Annotated in this window: 23 protein-coding genes; 6 read left to right on the top strand and 17 right to left on the bottom strand. The window is 37.8% G+C overall.

Annotation, left to right across the window (positions count from 1 at the left end; genetic code table 11):
• Positions 1 to 66: 66 nt before the first annotated feature.
• The 3 genes from J7E81_RS03220 to J7E81_RS03210 all read right to left on the bottom strand — a co-directional run bounded on the left by J7E81_RS03220 (position 67) and on the right by J7E81_RS03210 (position 1,753).
• The gene (locus J7E81_RS03220; RefSeq protein ID WP_215040686.1) at positions 67 to 837 is read right to left on the bottom strand and encodes an enoyl-CoA hydratase/isomerase family protein; all 771 of its coding nucleotides are present in this window, start codon (positions 835 to 837) and stop codon (positions 67 to 69) included.
• A 130-nt stretch (positions 838 to 967) separates the two neighbouring features.
• Positions 968 to 1,141: a 50S ribosomal protein L32 gene (rpmF, locus tag J7E81_RS03215; protein ID WP_024029176.1), complete on the bottom strand. Its 174-nt coding sequence runs from the start codon at positions 1,139 to 1,141 to the stop codon at positions 968 to 970.
• An 84-nt stretch (positions 1,142 to 1,225) separates the two neighbouring features.
• Complete coding sequence (locus J7E81_RS03210; protein ID WP_215040685.1) at positions 1,226 to 1,753, bottom strand: YceD family protein; 528 nt, start codon at positions 1,751 to 1,753, stop codon at positions 1,226 to 1,228.
• A gap of 274 nt (positions 1,754 to 2,027) precedes the next feature.
• Between J7E81_RS03210 and J7E81_RS03205 the strand changes: the two genes are divergently transcribed.
• Entirely contained in the window at positions 2,028 to 3,248 is a 1,221-nt protein-coding gene (locus J7E81_RS03205) for a nucleotidyltransferase (protein ID WP_215040684.1), read from the top strand.
• Between the two features lie 8 nt (positions 3,249 to 3,256).
• Here the strand turns inward: J7E81_RS03205 and J7E81_RS03200 are convergent, their stop codons facing one another.
• Positions 3,257 to 4,285 carry a SepM family pheromone-processing serine protease gene (locus tag J7E81_RS03200; RefSeq protein ID WP_215040683.1) on the bottom strand — a complete coding sequence of 343 codons (1,029 nt, stop codon included), beginning with the start codon at positions 4,283 to 4,285 and terminating at the stop codon, positions 3,257 to 3,259.
• A gap of 8 nt (positions 4,286 to 4,293) precedes the next feature.
• Positions 4,294 to 5,073, bottom strand: coding sequence for a patatin-like phospholipase family protein (locus tag J7E81_RS03195; protein WP_215040682.1), 780 nt, complete (start codon positions 5,071 to 5,073; stop codon positions 4,294 to 4,296).
• A gap of 209 nt (positions 5,074 to 5,282) precedes the next feature.
• On the opposite strand from J7E81_RS03195, the gene ylbJ reads away from it, so the two are divergent.
• Positions 5,283 to 6,494 carry a sporulation integral membrane protein YlbJ gene (gene ylbJ, locus J7E81_RS03190; RefSeq protein ID WP_215040681.1) on the top strand — a complete coding sequence of 404 codons (1,212 nt, stop codon included), beginning with the start codon at positions 5,283 to 5,285 and terminating at the stop codon, positions 6,492 to 6,494.
• 64 nt (positions 6,495 to 6,558) lie between these two features.
• Here the strand turns inward: ylbJ and coaD are convergent, their stop codons facing one another.
• On the bottom strand, positions 6,559 to 7,041 hold the full coding sequence (coaD, locus tag J7E81_RS03185; protein ID WP_215040680.1) for a pantetheine-phosphate adenylyltransferase: 483 nt from the start codon (positions 7,039 to 7,041) through the stop codon (positions 6,559 to 6,561).
• Between the two features lie 12 nt (positions 7,042 to 7,053).
• Positions 7,054 to 7,614, bottom strand: a complete 561-nt coding sequence (gene rsmD, locus J7E81_RS03180) for a 16S rRNA (guanine(966)-N(2))-methyltransferase RsmD (RefSeq protein ID WP_215040679.1) — start codon at positions 7,612 to 7,614, stop codon at positions 7,054 to 7,056.
• A 560-nt stretch (positions 7,615 to 8,174) separates the two neighbouring features.
• On the opposite strand from rsmD, the gene J7E81_RS03175 reads away from it, so the two are divergent.
• The gene (locus tag J7E81_RS03175) at positions 8,175 to 8,564 is read left to right on the top strand and encodes a DUF7147 family protein (protein WP_215040678.1); all 390 of its coding nucleotides are present in this window, start codon (positions 8,175 to 8,177) and stop codon (positions 8,562 to 8,564) included.
• A gap of 55 nt (positions 8,565 to 8,619) precedes the next feature.
• Here J7E81_RS03175 and J7E81_RS03170 read toward each other — a convergent pair whose 3' ends face one another.
• The 4 genes from J7E81_RS03170 to J7E81_RS03155 form a co-directional block, all read right to left on the bottom strand.
• Complete coding sequence (locus J7E81_RS03170) at positions 8,620 to 8,895, bottom strand: YlbG family protein (RefSeq protein WP_144562585.1); 276 nt, start codon at positions 8,893 to 8,895, stop codon at positions 8,620 to 8,622.
• Between the two features lie 145 nt (positions 8,896 to 9,040).
• Positions 9,041 to 9,472, bottom strand: coding sequence for a YlbF/YmcA family competence regulator (locus J7E81_RS03165; RefSeq protein ID WP_215040677.1), 432 nt, complete (start codon positions 9,470 to 9,472; stop codon positions 9,041 to 9,043).
• A 197-nt stretch (positions 9,473 to 9,669) separates the two neighbouring features.
• Positions 9,670 to 9,909: a YlbE-like family protein gene (locus J7E81_RS03160; protein WP_215040676.1), complete on the bottom strand. Its 240-nt coding sequence runs from the start codon at positions 9,907 to 9,909 to the stop codon at positions 9,670 to 9,672.
• Positions 9,910 to 9,929: 20 nt separating this feature from the next.
• Positions 9,930 to 10,340, bottom strand: a complete 411-nt coding sequence (locus J7E81_RS03155) for a YlbD family protein (protein WP_215040675.1) — start codon at positions 10,338 to 10,340, stop codon at positions 9,930 to 9,932.
• Between the two features lie 148 nt (positions 10,341 to 10,488).
• Here J7E81_RS03155 and J7E81_RS03150 point away from each other — a divergent pair, with 148 nt between their 5' ends.
• Complete coding sequence (locus tag J7E81_RS03150) at positions 10,489 to 10,974, top strand: PaaI family thioesterase (RefSeq protein WP_215040674.1); 486 nt, start codon at positions 10,489 to 10,491, stop codon at positions 10,972 to 10,974.
• Positions 10,975 to 10,991: 17 nt separating this feature from the next.
• Positions 10,992 to 11,351 (top strand): hypothetical protein, encoded by a 360-nt coding sequence (locus J7E81_RS03145; RefSeq protein ID WP_215040673.1) that lies wholly within the window; start codon positions 10,992 to 10,994, stop codon positions 11,349 to 11,351.
• Between the two features lie 22 nt (positions 11,352 to 11,373).
• Here J7E81_RS03145 and J7E81_RS03140 read toward each other — a convergent pair whose 3' ends face one another.
• Positions 11,374 to 12,456, bottom strand: a complete 1,083-nt coding sequence (locus tag J7E81_RS03140; protein WP_215040672.1) for a CAP domain-containing protein — start codon at positions 12,454 to 12,456, stop codon at positions 11,374 to 11,376.
• 173 nt (positions 12,457 to 12,629) lie between these two features.
• On the bottom strand, positions 12,630 to 13,064 hold the full coding sequence (locus J7E81_RS03135) for a CBS domain-containing protein (protein ID WP_215040671.1): 435 nt from the start codon (positions 13,062 to 13,064) through the stop codon (positions 12,630 to 12,632).
• Between the two features lie 195 nt (positions 13,065 to 13,259).
• Between J7E81_RS03135 and J7E81_RS03130 the strand changes: the two genes are divergently transcribed.
• Positions 13,260 to 13,619, top strand: a complete 360-nt coding sequence (locus J7E81_RS03130) for a YugN family protein (RefSeq protein WP_215040670.1) — start codon at positions 13,260 to 13,262, stop codon at positions 13,617 to 13,619.
• Positions 13,620 to 13,669: 50 nt separating this feature from the next.
• Here J7E81_RS03130 and J7E81_RS03125 read toward each other — a convergent pair whose 3' ends face one another.
• The 4 genes from J7E81_RS03125 to ctaF form a co-directional block, all read right to left on the bottom strand.
• Positions 13,670 to 14,845: a GNAT family N-acetyltransferase gene (locus J7E81_RS03125; protein ID WP_215040669.1), complete on the bottom strand. Its 1,176-nt coding sequence runs from the start codon at positions 14,843 to 14,845 to the stop codon at positions 13,670 to 13,672.
• 151 nt (positions 14,846 to 14,996) lie between these two features.
• Positions 14,997 to 15,461, bottom strand: a complete 465-nt coding sequence (locus J7E81_RS03120) for a DUF420 domain-containing protein (RefSeq protein WP_215040668.1) — start codon at positions 15,459 to 15,461, stop codon at positions 14,997 to 14,999.
• A 99-nt stretch (positions 15,462 to 15,560) separates the two neighbouring features.
• On the bottom strand, positions 15,561 to 16,460 hold the full coding sequence (gene ctaG, locus J7E81_RS03115; protein WP_215040667.1) for a cytochrome c oxidase assembly factor CtaG: 900 nt from the start codon (positions 16,458 to 16,460) through the stop codon (positions 15,561 to 15,563).
• Between the two features lie 123 nt (positions 16,461 to 16,583).
• The gene (gene ctaF, locus J7E81_RS03110) at positions 16,584 to 16,919 is read right to left on the bottom strand and encodes a cytochrome c oxidase subunit IVB (RefSeq protein ID WP_215040666.1); all 336 of its coding nucleotides are present in this window, start codon (positions 16,917 to 16,919) and stop codon (positions 16,584 to 16,586) included.
• Between the last annotated feature and the right edge of the window lies 1 nt (position 16,920).

Below are 16,920 nucleotides of genomic sequence, written 5' to 3'. Positions count from 1 at the left end.
CCTCCTAGTGTTTTTATAATACATATGCATCTACTAGAAAAGATAGACTTAATCAGAAGTTGTCTTTTAATCTTTATTCACAGTTTTTTTGCTTATAAACTTCTTTACATATTCAATATGGGCATCACTTTCCCAAAGGATGGAACAATTACGGACTTCTTCCTCTATTCTTTCTTTAAGTTTAGTTTCTTCCCACTTTCGAACCCAGATTCTTTTATAGGATTGAAGGACCTTCAAATCAGTCCCTAGTATTTTCTCAATAAATTCTTCACCTGCTTGAAACGGGCTGGTCTCGTAAAAGGCATGAATAAATCCAGCCTCTTTTAATTGTTCCGCTGTTTGCAGCTCTGCTTCCATCAAAAGCTTCATCGCACTAGGGACAGTCATTTTCTCCGCTAGGATGGAACCCCCGCCCCATCCTGTAGTGATTGCTTGTTTCCCTTGAACAAAGCCTGCTTTTATCCCTTTCCTTGCCAATCGGAAATCACAAGCTGCTGCTAGTTCGCAACCACCGCCAATAGCAACTCCGTTCAAAAGGGCTATCGTAGGAATGGGTAAAGTCAGGAGTTTATATAGGATATCAGCCATTTTAGATAGCATAGGATATGCATCCTCCTTTGTATGGAGGGCATGAAAAACGGATAGATCTCCCCCAGAACAAAAGGCAGTCTCACCCGTCCCCGTTATTATAAGTGCCTTTATTTCCGGATCTTCCGCCCTTTTTATCGCCTCGGCCAGACCGTTCATCACTTCATAATTAATTGCATTTCTTTTTTCTTTTCTTGTAATCGTAAAGACCAGATAGCCCTTCTTTGATTTAACAATCGTGTATGACAAAGCCTTTTCCCGCCCCCTTTGCCTCTAGTTCATCTTTTTTATTTGGGATGTATGTATCGCTGTATAACTGATTATAAACGACAAAAGCACAAGGGCATATAGCTCCTTGTGCTTTTTATCATAACGGAAATTAGTCGTTCACAACGTCTTTTCCTTTGTATGTTCCGCAAGCTTTACATACGCGGTGTGCAAGTTTCATTTCACCACAGTTTGGGCAACTTACCATACCAGGTACGTTTAATTTAAAATGAGTACGACGTTTTCTTTTTGCAGTTTTAGAAGTTCTTCTAAAAGGTACAGCCATTCTTCCCACCTCCTTAAAGAGTATTAAGAAAGTAATGAAGGCCAGGAATACTGGTTCTTCACTTTGCTTCTTAGATTTTGCCGATTATGATTCGGAAGAAGAATTGTTTTCGTCAAAAAACTTTGCAAGTCCTGCTAGTCGCGGATCAATCTTTTTGGATTGATCTTCTTCAGAAACAACTTCCCAATCCTTGCCGGATTGCGGTGCAGCTTCTTCAGAATCGACATCCTCACAAAACACTTGCATTGGAACCTCAAGTAAAAGAATTTCTCTAATGATTGGCGTAACGTCAATCAAGTCACCCTTTACTTGATATGTTTCCTCTTCAGTTTCATAGACTGATCCTTGTAAGAGGAAAGTTTCAGTTGTTTCGACATTAATCGGAAGTTTTACATCCACTAAAGTACGAGAACAAGGAAGAATTAAATGACCTTCAATTTTTAAATGAAACGTCACTTTCGTTGAATCAATATCTCCCCGACCAGTGATATGCATCGGAGAAACTTCCCGAATCGTGGGATCAACTTGTTTAATCTCATCCACACGAATGATCTCATCAATGATAAAATCCTTGTTTCGATATTTTTGTAATTGATTTAATGTCCATTTCAATTGAATCACCCCAAGGCAACAAAGGTAATTATAGCCTTCGATAATATTTTTGTCAATGTTTTTTCTTTACACCCATTATGGTGATTTTTTCTGCAAAAATAAATTGACGGTAAAAAGATTTCCATTACTAGTGTATCCAGATGTGTCCTTTACAAACATCTAGAACATCTTATCATATTATTTGATTGGTTTCCTTAAAATTTTGCTATAATGTTAAAAAAATATAAACTCCTAAATGGAATGGGAGTGAATTTATTTTAGTAAGGAGAATAATATGAATGCTGTTGGTTTAATTGTGGAGTACAATCCTTTTCATAATGGACATGCCTTCCACTTAAATGCATCAAAAGAAGCGGCAGGCGCCGATGTTGTAATCGCGGTAATGAGCGGTAATTTTCTGCAAAGAGGTGAACCTGCACTTGTTTCAAAATGGTATCGTACCAAGATGGCACTGCTGAACGGAGTGGATCTTGTCTTTGAACTTCCCTACATGTTTGCCGTTCAAAAAGCTGAAATCTTTGCGAGTGGTGCCATATCTATTTTAGATGCAGCAGGCTGTGATTCCGTTTGTTTTGGAAGTGAGAGCGGTGAACTTTCCTCTTTCATTCAGACCATTGATTTTATAAATGAGCAAAAGCAGCAATTAGAAGAAAATATCCACCGTTTTATCACTACCGGAGTAAGTTATCCAAAAGCAGTATCGTTAGCCTATCACCAATTATCCGATTCCAACTCATATTTAGATTTAGCGAAGCCAAATAATATCTTGGGAATTGAATACATAAAAGCGATTAGAAACCAACAAAGTTCTCTTAAAACTCTAACAGTAGCAAGAAAAAACGCGGATTATCACGATGAGCACTTTGCCTCTGAAACAATCGCGAGTGCGACAAGCATTCGTAAAGCGATTTTTTCGAAGGGTGGCAATCAGAATTCTATTAGTCAATATGTACCTGCTCCAACCAACCAATTGTTAATGGAATATCTAAAAGAATATAAGGTTTTTCATCAATGGGAAAATTACTGGGATTATCTCAAATTCCGTCTGCTTACAAGCAGTCCCGTTGAATTAAGAGATATTTATGAAATGGAAGAGGGACTGGAACATAGATTATTAGCCGCAGTCTTAACATCGGGCAGCTTCCACGAATTTATGGAAACGATTAAAACAAAACGATACACGTGGACGAGGCTGCAACGATTATGTGTCCATATTTTAACAAATACAAAAAAAGGGCAAATGGCAGGTCCTTCAGATCAAGCTACGTATTTAAGACTTTTAGGCATGACCAATAAAGGCAAAGAATATTTAAATAAGCGAAAAAAAGACTTCTCCCTTCCCCTCGTTTCGAAGCTCTCCTCTTATAAGGAGAAAGAAATTCAGCTTGACCTAAAAGCTGCACGCGTTTATTCCCTTGGTATTGCCAATCATTCAGGAAGTGAATTAATGAATCAGGAATTTACGCAACAGCCGATCTGGTTAAAAAAAGGATGATGGCCTCATCATCCTTTTTCTTTATCTGGTAATTTTTCAAGATATTGTACGGCTTCGTCAAATGTATCCACAGGCACAATTTTCATTTTTGTTTTTATATCCCGAGCAGTTTTCAATGCATCTCGATAATTGGATGTTTTAGAGCCTTTTTCGTTAGGAGCTATAAATATTTCAGCACCCGCTTTATCGGCAGCCACTATCTTTTGTTCAATTCCACCAATTGGCCCCACGTTTCCTTGTTCATCAATCGTCCCTGTACCGGCAATTTGATATCCTCTTGTTAAATCCTCACTTGTTAACTGGTTATAAATTTCTAAGGAAAACATTAACCCTGCCGATGGACCGCCAATTTCATCTGTTCTTACTTTTACTTTAGGATCAACAATAATGGATTTGTCGTCTACAAGTGAGATCCCAATGCCAATTTTTGTCGGATCCTCTTTGAATTTCTGCAGACTAACCGAAACAGTGTTTGTTTTCTTATTTCTTAAATACGTTAAGGTAATTTTATCGCCCGCTTGTTTTTTGCTCACATACTCAATGAATTTTTCAGAGGATGGAAAACTATTCCCGTCCACTTTAAATATCCGGTCCCCAGCCTGGAGTTTTCCTTCTGCAGGCATTCCTGGAACAACTTGGACCACATAGATTCCTTTATATTTGTATTTAACTGGAAGGCCCGCTTTTCGATAGGCAACCTCGATCGCATTTAGTTTCGAGCCTGCCATCATATGAAGCTGTCTGGCGTTGTATTCATCCTCTGTTTCCTTATCAGTTAGAATCATATTCAGTGGATAAATTTCCTCATACTTCCTCATTTTTGCTTCTAGATAGGAATAAATATTGGCCCTTCCCATTCTTACGGTTGTCAGCATAAAGCTTCCTTCTTCTTTATAGCCGTCATCTACGGTGATGATTGGCTCTAACTCCTTGGCCATCCCTGGCTTTGAAACATAAAAGGGCAGTGAATAATACATACCGCCAATTAAGATAAGTGCCAGCAAAATGATTGTTCCTGTGTATATTTTCCTACGCATTGCTCGTGTTACTCCTTCCACTTTTCGATGACGGTTTTGATCTGTTTGATATGTTTTTTAGTTTCTTCCATGCCAATCGTAATGATTTCTTCTGTATGAGTGAAGGCACGTGAGCTATACATTTCAACAGGGGGGCGGATCATGATATCTGCCGTTGTTTCCCTGTGGCTGATAATTTCCGTCTGCATAATGTCAATACTTTGCATGATGACATCATAAATTGTTGTTATTTCAGCGTTTCGTTTTACCCTTGACACATCTACCGCTATAACGATATCTGCCCCCATTTCTTTGGCGACTGATATCGGGACTCGATCGGCAACACCGCCATCGACTAGAATTCTCCCATTATATTTTTCTGGTACAAAAATTCCTGGGATGGAGATGCTTGCTCTTACAGCTTCAGCAACAGGTCCATTATGAAAAACCACTTTTTCACCTGTCAATAAATCGGTTGCCACAATCCCAATCGGGAGGGAAAGTTCCTCAATGTTTTTTCCATGGGTAAAAACCCGTATAAACTCTTTGATTTTTTTCCCTGATATAAAACCCATTTTAGGAACTGTAAAGTCTAAGAAATACTTTCTTTTAAAAGCAGTGGACAATTTATACAAACGATCGAAATCAAGTCCAGCACCATAAAAACTGGCCACAAGTGCCCCCATACTGCTACCGGCAATTAGATGGATCGGAATTCCAGCTTCCTTCAATGCCATTATTACACCTAAGTGAGCAAACCCGCGTGCACCACCTGAACCAAGTGCCAAGCCAATTTTTGGGTGCTCCATCACAACTGACCTCCCATTACTGTTGCATAAAAGAGTGTAGAATTAAAGCTAAACTCGTTCAATCTTATGGTCTAAATTGCTTTTCTATGAGTATATTTGATGTATATGGGGACAAGGTCAACGATTTTCTCATAAGATTAATCTATATTTTAGCATTGATACTATTGATTTGCACAATTTGAGCAATCGTTTGGAAGGAGGGAACTTGATTGGTTCTGTCAAAACTAAAAACGGTTTTTTTATCCGTTTCTGTTACCATTTTAGCTGCATCGCTGATCTCCTTTCCAAGGGAGTCATTCGAAGCATCCATTCGCGGCCTTACTATGTGGTGGGAAATTGTCTTTCCTTCCCTTTTGCCTTTTTTTATTGTCTCTGAAATGTTGATTGGATTTGGGGTTGTAAAATTTATCGGGGTAATGTTAGAACCTCTGATGAGACCCTTATTTAAAGTTCCGGGCGTTGGCGGGTTTGTATGGGCGATGGGGATGGCCACTGGGCAGCCTGCCGGAGCCAAATTCTCTTCACGGTTACGTCAAGAAGGGCATTTAACGCAAATAGAAGCAGAAAGGCTTGTATCCTTTACCAATTCCTCAAATCCCTTATTTATATTTAGTGCTGTTGCGGTTGGCTTCTTTAATAACCCTAAAATTGGACTACTCTTAGCAGCTGCACACTACTTGGGAAATATATGTGTAGGAATCATCATGCGTTTTTATGGAAAGGAGACACCTGAAACTTCACATGAACGAAAAAAATTCAAATTTAGAACAGCCCTCTCAGTTCTCCATCAAACGAGAATAAAAGATAATCGGCCGATCGGAAAACTTTTAGGTGATGCAGTTAATTCATCGATTCAAACCTTATTAATGATCGGCGGCTTTATCATTTTGTTCTCTGTGATTAACAAATTACTCTATTTACTACATATAACAGCCATACTGGCAAAAACAGTTGAAGTGATGCTTTCGTCTCTGTCATTCCCAGATATGTTGAGCATTCCCTTTATTTCGGGACTATTTGAAATTACAATGGGAAGCCAATTAATAAGTCATGTTCAAGATGCAACCCTTTTGCAAAAAGCCATTATTACTAGTTTTATCTTAGCGTTTAGCGGCTTTAGTATTCAAGCTCAAGTTGCAAGCATCCTCGCCCAAACAGATATTAGATTTAAACCCTTTTTTATCGCCAGGATTCTCCAAGGAATTTTTGCAGCCTTATTTGCCTTACTATTATGGAAACCTCTCTACATCCGTTTTAGTCATAACGAACAACCCTCCAATACCTTACCGGTTGTTTCTTTGGGCGATGGTTCAACGGCAAATCATGTTTATCATAAAATGATCGAGGTTGGTCCGCTAATTACGATCTTCTCACTCTTAATCTATACCGTCCTATTGTTTACACGGTTAAAAAAGAGCTAGGCTTAAGCCCAGCTCTTTTCCTTATACCACAAAACGGTCACACCGATACGGGACTTCCGCTTTTTTATCTTCCAAACTTTTTATGTAATTGTTTCTCCACGATCGGTGGAACTAATGAAGAAATATCGCCATCATACTTGGCTACTTCTTTTACAATACTTGAACTTAAGAAAGAGTATTGGCTGTTGGTCATGATAAAGAAGGTTTCAATATCTTCATCCAAAACCCTGTTCATGGAGGTAATTTGCATCTCATATTCAAAATCTGATACAGCCCGTAAGCCCCTAATAATGGCATTGGCATTTACGGACTTCGCGTAATCAACAAGTAAGCCTGAATGAACATCCACTTTTACATTTGGAAGGTCCTTTGTAACTGTCTTAATCAGGTCCATCCGCTCTTCAAGCGTGAATAAAGGGCTTTTTGCGGAATTATTCAACACACTCACATATACAATATCAAATACCTTCGCACCTCTCTTTATGATATCTAAGTGACCATAGGTAATGGGGTCAAAGCTTCCTGGACATACCGCAATTCTAGCCAACTGGACTCCTCCTTACTCCTTACTGCCATTCGAATATATCGTCACAGCAATAATCCCATACTTTTCATGTTTTATCTGGTTAAATCTCCCTACTATTTGAGGTAATTCCACATCAAAGCTATGTTCACAGACAATAACTCCATCTGGTTTTACCAAGTCCTGTTGGTCCATTTTTTCCATCAGGCTGACAAGCTGCTGTTTTTTATAAGGCGGATCTAAAAATATGTAATCAAAAGAAATTCCCCTTTTTATAAGGGCCTTTAATGCTCGGTCAGCATCATTACGATAAACTTCTGATCGATCTTCAAATTTGCAGGCCTTTATATTTTCTTGGATAACATGTATCGCCTTTGACTCTCGATCTATAAAAATAACCTTTTCTAAGCCTCTGCTAAGTCCCTCAATACCTAATCCGCCGCTGCCTGCAAATAAATCTAAACCCGCCCCGCCATCAAAATAAGGTCCAATCATATTAAACAAGGCTTCTTTAACTTTATCTGTTGTCGGACGTGTTGTATTTCCAGGGACTGCTTTTAGCGGTCTTCCCTTACATATACCTGAAACTACTCTCATGGACATATCACCACATTTTTGAAAATCATTTTTCTTAATACATCCTATCATAATTTATAAAAAAGACAATCTGTTCCGAATATCTTTTCATCTCTTTTTACGATCTAGTTGGAAAATTTATTGAAATGACGTATAAGCTTTTCTGTTGTGGAGATAATGTAATTAACAACATCAATTCGAGGATGTTGTTGCCAACCGCGGAGAAGACTTACGTTTCCCCATAAGTTCTTCCTCCGGTTTCTCCTCTCCCTTTGCCTTCTATCCTTTGCTTTAGGATATAGAAGGACCCTGCGGATTATTCTGCAGGGTTTTTTTTTATGTTCTAGAAAATTATAGATTTACTACTTGTGGATAACATTTTTCAGGGTTAGATACGTCCAGCTCCAGCGCCTAGCCCCTCGAGGTCATAAGCCAATCCGTCCAAAAGGTTAAAGAGCAACCTTTCAGCCGGCTCGTCTTATGCTTGTCGGGGCTAACCAAGGCGCTTGCGCTTTTGTTCTTTATTTGGCTGCCATTAAATGATAAAGTAGGGATGAATCAAGCTTAAAGGAGAATGTCAATTGATACAGCGTTTTATTGAACTAGGGGAAGGATATTCAGATATTTATGAGCTGCTTGAACTTGCAAAAGCCAATCAACACCGCCTCCAGCATATGATGGCACTGCACACACACATTGACGGTAAAGATATGACTTCCTTAGTTGTTATCTTAAAACCAACAGACCCGGGAAAATTCCAAGCGCTATATATATGTCGCGAAGGGATTCCAAATCCAGCTAGTCTGCCAAATAAAAGATTTGATTTGTTTTCCAAAACAGCGCAATCGATTGGAAAACAAATCATCGAACTTACGGTAAAACCATCTATCACCTTTAATGAAAAAGAATTATTTTATCAGTATTTGATAGGAATTCTGCGATTAAACCATTATATTTTGCCCTTTCAATAAAGATTGTAAGAGCAAAGTTCAGACAGCAAAAAGGTGAGGGAGCATCCCTCACCTTTTAAATTCCCATTTTGTAATCATATTCCTTGGCTTTATCAGGGGCAGAATTTTCATATTCCATTCTCAAGAATGGTTTATAGGAAGGTTCAACTTTTTTCACAAACGAAAAGGAATTTAACTTTTCCATAATCCCCTCGACTTCATCCTGATTACAGTATAAGACAACATATTTTAACTTCTTTGAGACATAATGAACGTTACCGAAACGCCTAAGCATTTTGGCTTGTTTTAAAGAGTACAGCCAAACTACTAATCCTTGTCTTTGAACAAACATTGTATATTCCCCTTCAGCAAAACCATCATTTAAAATAAGTCTAGCACATCAAAACGTATTATTTCAATTCAAACTTTAGCTCTTAATATCATAATATGCTTAAAAGAAATGAAAAAATCAGCTTAACGAAAAGCTGATTCCTTCACTAACTGCATCCGCAGCTTCCACCCGTGCCACAGCTATGACCCGTTTCAAAAAATGGGTTACCACTAGGCACCTTAATATGTTCTGATACGGCTCCCCCAATGGATTTACTAATCTCATCTAGGAGAGTTTGCAAATCATTTTCAGCCAGCTTAAAATCTGCAACAAGCGGATCCAAATCCATTTCCCGTTTCGCCTCGCGAATTTGCAGCATCACTCTTTTATAATCTGGATGGTATTTACCAAACCGCTGAACTTCCTCATAAAGTTCTTTTAGACTGGCAAATCGATTGATTTTCCGTTGTGTTTCTTTATTGTTTTGCATTTTATATAAACTAATCTGATATTGTTCTGCTATATCAGACGTTAAGACCATCTTGGCTAAGTCTTCGGCGTATTCTAATAGTTCAATTCTTTCTAAAGTAGCAAGCACTTTTCGCCCACCTCCAAGGATATTTTAACATATATACAAGAAGAAAGCGAAAATTCCTGCTGCCCTAGGGATATTTACCATTCATATTTTAATCAGTCTAATGTCCTAAGCGGAAACCAGCATCCGAGGTTTAAGACCTCCTATTAAAAATAGCGAGAGCATGAAAAAAGGCCACAATTGAATACTGTGGTCTTTTCTTAATTTTGCGTTTTCATTGCCTGAAACATATGGTACATCATCGAAGCCATTTGCACGCTATTTGAAAATTTCTCTACATGATCGGGGATTGTTTTTTTATAATAGTGTAACGAAGCAACTTCGAGTGCTTGTAAATCATAAGGGTTTCTTGTAAGTTTTCTATACCATAGCGGCTGTTCTCGTATAAATTGTTTTAAATCCTTTTGACGTTCCAAATAATCTAGTACATCTCTTCGCATTTTGTATGGGTCCCTTCCATTTAGTCTTTTCGAAAAGCAAATGGATGCTTCGGTCCTTCTTGCGGCTTTAATGGTCCTGAAACAGAGTTAACATTACCACCTTGGAATTGGGATATAACGCCTTGGATTGCCCCTAAAGCCTGACTTAAGTTATTTATATGGCCTTGCATTTGATTTGGGTCCATTTTTTTCACCATGCCCATGATATTGGATAACCAGTCATTTTTAGACTCTTGGTCTGTTTTAGATTCCTGTTCCTTCTCAGTACCCATCGTCTGCCAGCGGGTATCTTCCTCCCCCAATAAATACCAATCCTCATATAATTCCTGCCAAGTCGCCTTTCCACTCCGAACTTCCTTAATGATGTGCGGATTGTTCTTTACAAATTCTTTAAATTGGAGCACGGAAGGATGCAATTTCTTTTGCGTCATTTTATTCTCACCTCTGCCCATATTAATCGCCAATAATACAATATGTATAAAAAGAGGAAGTGTGAAATGCCTTCGCAGTTAATTAATTTATTATTCGCCTTCTTAGTGGTAAGATGGCAAGAGATAAAGATATGAAAGAGGTAAAAATATGAAGGAAGAATTACGTCATTTATTAGAATCCATTCTCCAAAAAGGGTCTGAGGAAGACCTCGGTGTGATCAAGCAGCTACTTGAGGGTGTACAAAATAAGATAAAAGGTAATCGGCGTACCTATATTGATGGAATCTTGCATATGGAAACAAGCTTCGAGAATGAATGCTATGAAATTACGATTCCCATTAGTCCTGTTATTCATAATAACCTAAACATTGTTCATGGAGGAATTACCGCAACGGTTCTTGATACTTCCATGGGGGTTCTGGTCAATCGGCTAGTGCCGGAAGGATATGGTGCCGTAACAAATCAATTAAATATTCATTATATAGCACCGGGTATTGGTGAAACACTTCGCTGCAAAGCTGAGGTTATTCATAAAGGCACGAAAACAATGGTCATTTCTGGTGAGGCCTTCCGCAGTGATGGAAAAAAAATAGCCTATGCCACTGGCACTTTTTTTATCATTAAAAAGGGATAGGGAGGCGTTTAATCGAGATGGTTACCGCCATAGTGATCCCGATTATATGTCTGTACTTTTTTTGGGTAACGAGAAAAGAGAGAAAAGAGCAAAATCGAAAATGGCTTAAGGCTGGGGACGTTCGTCAGGAATCAGTTGTAACAGGTGAGATAATCGATAGCACCGAAGAGAAGCAGCGGTTCTATTATGACCGGTATGTTTTGGTTCAGAGCATTAAACTTCAATCCTCCAACAGGGTGATTACTGCATTAAAAACAACTCCCCTTACTCCAGACGCTAAAAAAGACACATTTATAATCGGGGAAACCGTTCGCTTATATGGCAGTTGGGAAAAAAGCCATTTTTTATTTTCTAACTGGGAAATTGAAAAGAGGTGACATTATGCCACCTCTTTTCAATTTATTCCGCTGTTTTACGGATAAAGTTTTGTGTATAATATTTTTCGTAGACTCCCACACCTAGATGAGAGAAATCTTTATTTAATAATGAATCTCGATGTCCCTTACTATTAAGCCAGCCCTCTACTACTGCAGGTCCATCCGTGTAGTTGGCAGCAATATTTTCCCCGGCATTTTGATAGGCAACTTTAGCTGTTTTTAGGCGATTGGCCAAATCACCAAATTTTTTTGACGTATGGGAAAAATCATTGTTTTGAGCCATGTCCCTGCTATGTTCAAAGGCAACCTCAGCAGTTTTTTCATCCCAGACCAAGGGTTTTACTTTGTGCCTAATTCTTAAAGCATTAGTAATATCAAAAATTTCTTGTTCTGTACTTTGTTCTACTAATTTCATCCTATCTTCATCAAGAGCAGGTGGCGTAATGAGCTGGCCGCGATAAACTAGTTCATATGGACGTTGTTTAACCAAGGTTTCTGCATCGAGAAAACGCACACTTGAAAGATTACCAGTAAACTTATCTATATATAACTGGACATAAATATCCCCCATACGAACCATTGGACGAAGATTTAAATCCGTATCATTCAATTCGAAACGATAAGTATTCCCATTTACTTTAAGATTAATATTTGTATCAAAAAATTGCGTATTAAATATTTCTTCGACAGGCTGGCCAATTTCAAAGGGGGCAACATCTAAACTTTCCCCTAAGGCAAAAATAGTGACAACCCGATTATTTTCAACCCCTACTTGTAAGTAACGGCTGTCGCTTTGATTATAAATATACCATTGATAACCATACATCGATTCGTCAATTCTCATCGGTGCTCCATACTCTTTTTCGAGATTAGAAACATCTTGTCCGATTAAAAGAGCTAAACCTTCCTTTGGCTTTTCCAATGGTGATGGACTCTCATTTGTTTTATCAGCATCCTGTGGCGTAGATTGTTTCATCTCGGACGTATGATCTTCCTTAATCAGTACTTTACTATCATCATTTTTTCCATTTATACTAATGTAAAAACCAATTGTTAGGAAAACAACTGAGAGTATTAAGATTCTGCTTAGAGTACGCAGTCGCACTCACCCTCTCTGTAACAATTTCTATCATTATATGTTTTGATTAAACAATTATATCATTTATATCCTGTTTAGTAAGAGTGATAAGCAAAAATCTCAGAATTATTACCTGATTAAAAATAAAACAGGCACATCATGTACCTGTTTCAAATGGTTATTAATAAAATTTTAAATTTCTAATGCTGTAAGTCATTATAATTCTGTTCTGAGATTTCGCTTAGGGCTTCTTTTGCCTGGTCATCTGTCAGCTCACGAATGGCAAAATCCCCGAGAGAAACAATCCCTATTAATTTTTCATTTTCTACAACAGGTAATCGGCGAATTTGATGATCAGCCATTAGTTTTGCTGCTTCCCTTGAGGAAGTGTCTGGACTTACTGATATCAATTTTTTACTCATGATATCTTCTACTTTTGTAGACCCAGGATGTTTTTCAGCTACCCCTCTTATAACAATATCCCGATCTGTTATCATCCCTACTATTTTTTCCTTATCAACAATTGGTATCGCTCCAACGTTTAGCTCCTTCATCTTAACAGCAACCTCAAAAATATTATCTAATAATGTACAACATTCTACCTCATCTGTCATAATGTCACGTATTTTTTCCATAATTATTTCCTCCAAAAGTATTTTTATACCCCTTTTCAATAGTTTAGGCTTTACCAATGCAACCGGTTTTATTCGCTCAAATCTATTCATTGCAAGTTGTTAAAAATTCAACTATTATTAAAATGAATTATATTTTGCTTCAATACCAATTTAGGAACATAGGGGCATGGCAACTGTTTTTAGGAGGGATTTAGGATGAAGTTCGAGAATACTGGAATTGAAAAATTAAAAGCGGACATAAACCGTTTAGATGACGTAATGCATGAATATGGTTTAGTCCGGGCCGGTCAATGGGATTATGACCGAGTTACATATGACCGCAAATTCGAGCTAAAAGAAGGCATTTTCTATCTTCGCATTCAAGGCGTAGCGACTGAAGGCGATGTGGACACGTTTAAGGCAACGATTCAATTGCTGACACCACTTTTAGGAAAGCATTATTATCCTCACGGGGTAGAATATGGTGAGGGGGAAAACTTCCCTGCTTCCCTTGTTAATCAATGTAAAAAAATCATTGAAACCGTGACAAAAGAAATCAGTCAATTTGCAATTTAAAATGCAACAGGCGCATGAAATGTTTCATGCGCCTTGTTCTTTTCTTTTGATTAGAAAAAGTCATAGAAGGCCGATTTTAGTTGTGGGATCATCGTTTCAAATTGGTTAATTTCCTGTTTTGCCCCCTTTATTAACCCCAATTCAAAGAGCTCAACAGGCCTTTTATAGCCAAAGAGAATCGCAGATAATTCATTGATGGTCAAACGGATCCCCTTCTTGGGCGGGTTGACACACTGGCTTCCCTGCTTCGCTTTATACGCTTTTACTTCACCATTACCAATAAGATAGGTGGCGTTATTCCAAGCAGCAAAAGGATCCTCTAGATGAAGAAATATAGGCTCTGCTTTCTGATCAAACGGAAACCTTTCTAAACATTCTTTTGCCTTAACAATTCTACACATGAAATAAGGCATTACCTCTGTTTTTAATTTCGGCTGGTTTAGGAAATAGGAAAATGGATCATGTACTGGCAAATTTACAGTAACGCGATCGACCATTGAATCGTGCTGACAAATAAGATTCCACAGTCCCACTCTTGCTTCCTGGTCTAGCACCACTACTTCTTGAATATCCATTTTTCTATCATTTATAGTATATAAAATATATCCCCTTGCCTCTTTAGCGGAATTGTAGTAAACCGCAGCATGTGATTGCTCATCATAAACATGTTCTTTCCACCAGTCCGTGTCACGAACAAGCAGCCCCATATAGTTCTGGCTATACTTCCGATAAATATCCTCTATATCCTCATGGTGTTTAGACTTAGCATACCTTTTAATGAAACCTGGCTGTGGGTTGAGGAATTGGAGATTTATTTTTTCAATCATTACTTTCTTAACATCACTTAAAATTTCCCAGCCAAATTTACGATAAAATGCAAAATCAAATGGGGCTAATAAAGAGACAATTTGCCCATCTTGACTCATCTGTGATAACGCTTCCATTAGTAAAGATTTAACATATCCACTCCGCCTATACTCCGGAAAGGTAGCAACCCCGGCGATCCCCCCCATTTCCCACTCATCACCATTCATATGAACTGCGAGTGGAATAATGTGTAATTTGGCTGCAAGAACATTATCTTCTTTTATCCCTAATAATTTATGAGATTTTAACTTTTCTAATCTGCTAGGAATCTTATCATCGGGGACATGATACTGGAACGCATACTCAGATAGCCGTAATGTCTCTAAATAATCGTTTTCATTAAGTATTTTAATCTCCATTCCTCTTCCTCCATATGTGATTTCTAATGAATTCTCATTTTTCTAGTATTCAGATAACTAAGATCGATGTAAAAAAAGGCGCCAAAGATAGCACCTATATTTTTAAGCATGATATTTAGCTAGACTTAAGCATAGTGCTCTTGGAAATTGTTTATAATCCAAGAATTGCTTTAATCATTGATGTTGTCTCTCCGCCTTTATAAAAAACATATAACAATAAGTAAACGGCCACTCCCGTTATTGCTGTAAAAAACCAGATAAAACTGGTTATCGGTCCTAGCTTACGATGGATGGGCAGGTTGTTTTTATATCCTGTTAATAAAGAAATGATGCCAAAAACTGCTCCTACCGTTGCTAATGTAATATGAAAAACAAGAAAAATGGTGTAATAAATTTTTATATCTGCTGGTCCGCCAAAAGAAGTGTTTCCGATAAAAATGGTTCTTGTGGCATAAATGATAAAAAAGATAAGGGCAAAAATCCCAGCAGTAAACATGGTCTTTCTATGGGCATCAATTTTTCTTTGTATTATTTGGTACCAGCCAATGGCAACCGTAATAGCACTTAAAACAATAAAAGACGTACTTATGGTAGGTAATATTGGTAAGGAATTCATCGTAGATCCTCTCTTCTAAATGTACTACCCTTATTTTAGAGTAGTTCCCAACTCATTTCAATTAATACTCATTAAAAAACCCCCTTATGAAGGGAGTATTTAGTGAGTAGGATTTAATTGATGTTTTTTCATTTCACGTTCTGATTCTTCCTGATCGTTGCGATACCACTCAAAGAAAACTTGTCCTAAAACAACGGCAAAAATAATCTCTTGGAGAATTTTCATGACAACCCCGCCCAGCCTTTGATCTTCCACTGCAGACATGGAACTAAATAATTCTGGACCCGTTATATTGAGATTATCAAACGACGAACCAACACATAAACTCATCACTTGTGACCATACCTTGGGATCATGGTATGTGGCGTACAGGGAGTTATCCGAGAAGATAATCAGTGCACATGAAGGAGTAATTAGGATACTGTTTACAAAAATATAAGCAACCTTCTTTATTCCAGTTAAATTTTTATATTCGGGCAGCGGGCAAACCAGCGACCACCACATGCCAATGGCAAATACAAACAAAACAATTGAGTAACCCGCATGTAAATATCTATTTTGCATAACGTGGTCAAAAACAAGTGGTATATGATAAAAGGAAAAGAAAGCATTAAATAAAAGGATCGCAATCACAGGTCTTGAAAATAACTGGAATACCGTTTTAATTACCTTCAAATTTAAAATTGTTCTCCAGAGCCAATTAGGAATAGATACAATAAACAAGGGCGGAACAAGGAAAACTAGTAGAACCATTGTAATGCCATGGATATAAAACATTAGATGCCCCATTAAATCCAACGGTGATCCCTTGATTGCATATAATAAGAACATTGCCGTTAAAAATAAGCTTGCTTGTTTAGCTGTTAAAGGCTCACTTTGTTGAAACTTCATTCTAAATTTTGTTGTTATTAGAAAGTAAGCAACCGTTATGGCAAGTAATATAATTAAAAAGTACGGGCTCCAAAGGGCTTCAAAGCCAAAAATATCTAATGAAAGCACTCAGATCTCACCTCAATATTAAAAGAATCTTATTATTGTTATTATACCCGTAGAAAATAGACCTCGCAAAGAGTTTTCCTTAAAAAGAAAAATCGGCTAAACGCCGATTTTTCCTTTTAAGCATTACCACCAAATAATGGTGCTAAAAGCTAATATTGCAGTTAGTCCGACAAATAATCCCGAAAACAAGAAAAGTTTCGGTGCTTCGTGCCCTTTATGACTCATATGCATGAAATAAAATAATTGGAACACAACTTGGACTGCAGCTAATAAAACGATAAACGGTACGGTAAACCATTGCGTTGTACCTTTCATGGCAACTGAAGCGAAGGCCACTAAGGTTAAAAAGATCATCAATGCAAACGAGATAACTTGGTAGCGCATTTCTTCTGCGCTTTTTTTACGTCGATATTCTAGGTCCACTCTTGGGTTGTTTGAGCTTAATGGCTGATTTGTCATT

Origin of the sequence: Bacillus sp. ISL-18 (genome assembly GCF_018613415.1) — a bacterium.
In the GTDB taxonomy this organism is placed as follows: domain Bacteria; phylum Bacillota; class Bacilli; order Bacillales; family Cytobacillaceae; genus Neobacillus.
This window is presented reverse-complemented; position numbering and strand designations above follow the sequence as displayed.

Coding starts and splice junctions, on each gene's coding strand:
- rpmF (WP_024029176.1), bottom strand. CDS start 1,141: ATGGCTGTACCTTTTAGAAGAACTTCTAAAACTGCAAAAAGAAAACGT.
- J7E81_RS03205 (WP_215040684.1), top strand. CDS start 2,028: ATGAATGCTGTTGGTTTAATTGTGGAGTACAATCCTTTTCATAATGGA.
- J7E81_RS03200 (WP_215040683.1), bottom strand. CDS start 4,285: ATGCGTAGGAAAATATACACAGGAACAATCATTTTGCTGGCACTTATC.
- J7E81_RS03195 (WP_215040682.1), bottom strand. CDS start 5,073: ATGGAGCACCCAAAAATTGGCTTGGCACTTGGTTCAGGTGGTGCACGC.
- rsmD (WP_215040679.1), bottom strand. CDS start 7,614: ATGAGAGTAGTTTCAGGTATATGTAAGGGAAGACCGCTAAAAGCAGTC.
- J7E81_RS03170 (WP_144562585.1), bottom strand. CDS start 8,895: ATGTTTGTTCAAAGACAAGGATTAGTAGTTTGGCTGTACTCTTTAAAA.
- J7E81_RS03160 (WP_215040676.1), bottom strand. CDS start 9,909: ATGCGAAGAGATGTACTAGATTATTTGGAACGTCAAAAGGATTTAAAA.
- J7E81_RS03155 (WP_215040675.1), bottom strand. CDS start 10,340: ATGACGCAAAAGAAATTGCATCCTTCCGTGCTCCAATTTAAAGAATTT.
- J7E81_RS03150 (WP_215040674.1), top strand. CDS start 10,489: ATGAAGGAAGAATTACGTCATTTATTAGAATCCATTCTCCAAAAAGGG.
- J7E81_RS03145 (WP_215040673.1), top strand. CDS start 10,992: ATGGTTACCGCCATAGTGATCCCGATTATATGTCTGTACTTTTTTTGG.
- J7E81_RS03135 (WP_215040671.1), bottom strand. CDS start 13,064: ATGGAAAAAATACGTGACATTATGACAGATGAGGTAGAATGTTGTACA.
- J7E81_RS03130 (WP_215040670.1), top strand. CDS start 13,260: ATGAAGTTCGAGAATACTGGAATTGAAAAATTAAAAGCGGACATAAAC.
- J7E81_RS03125 (WP_215040669.1), bottom strand. CDS start 14,845: ATGGAGATTAAAATACTTAATGAAAACGATTATTTAGAGACATTACGG.
- J7E81_RS03120 (WP_215040668.1), bottom strand. CDS start 15,461: ATGAATTCCTTACCAATATTACCTACCATAAGTACGTCTTTTATTGTT.
- ctaF (WP_215040666.1), bottom strand. CDS start 16,919: ATGACAAATCAGCCATTAAGCTCAAACAACCCAAGAGTGGACCTAGAA.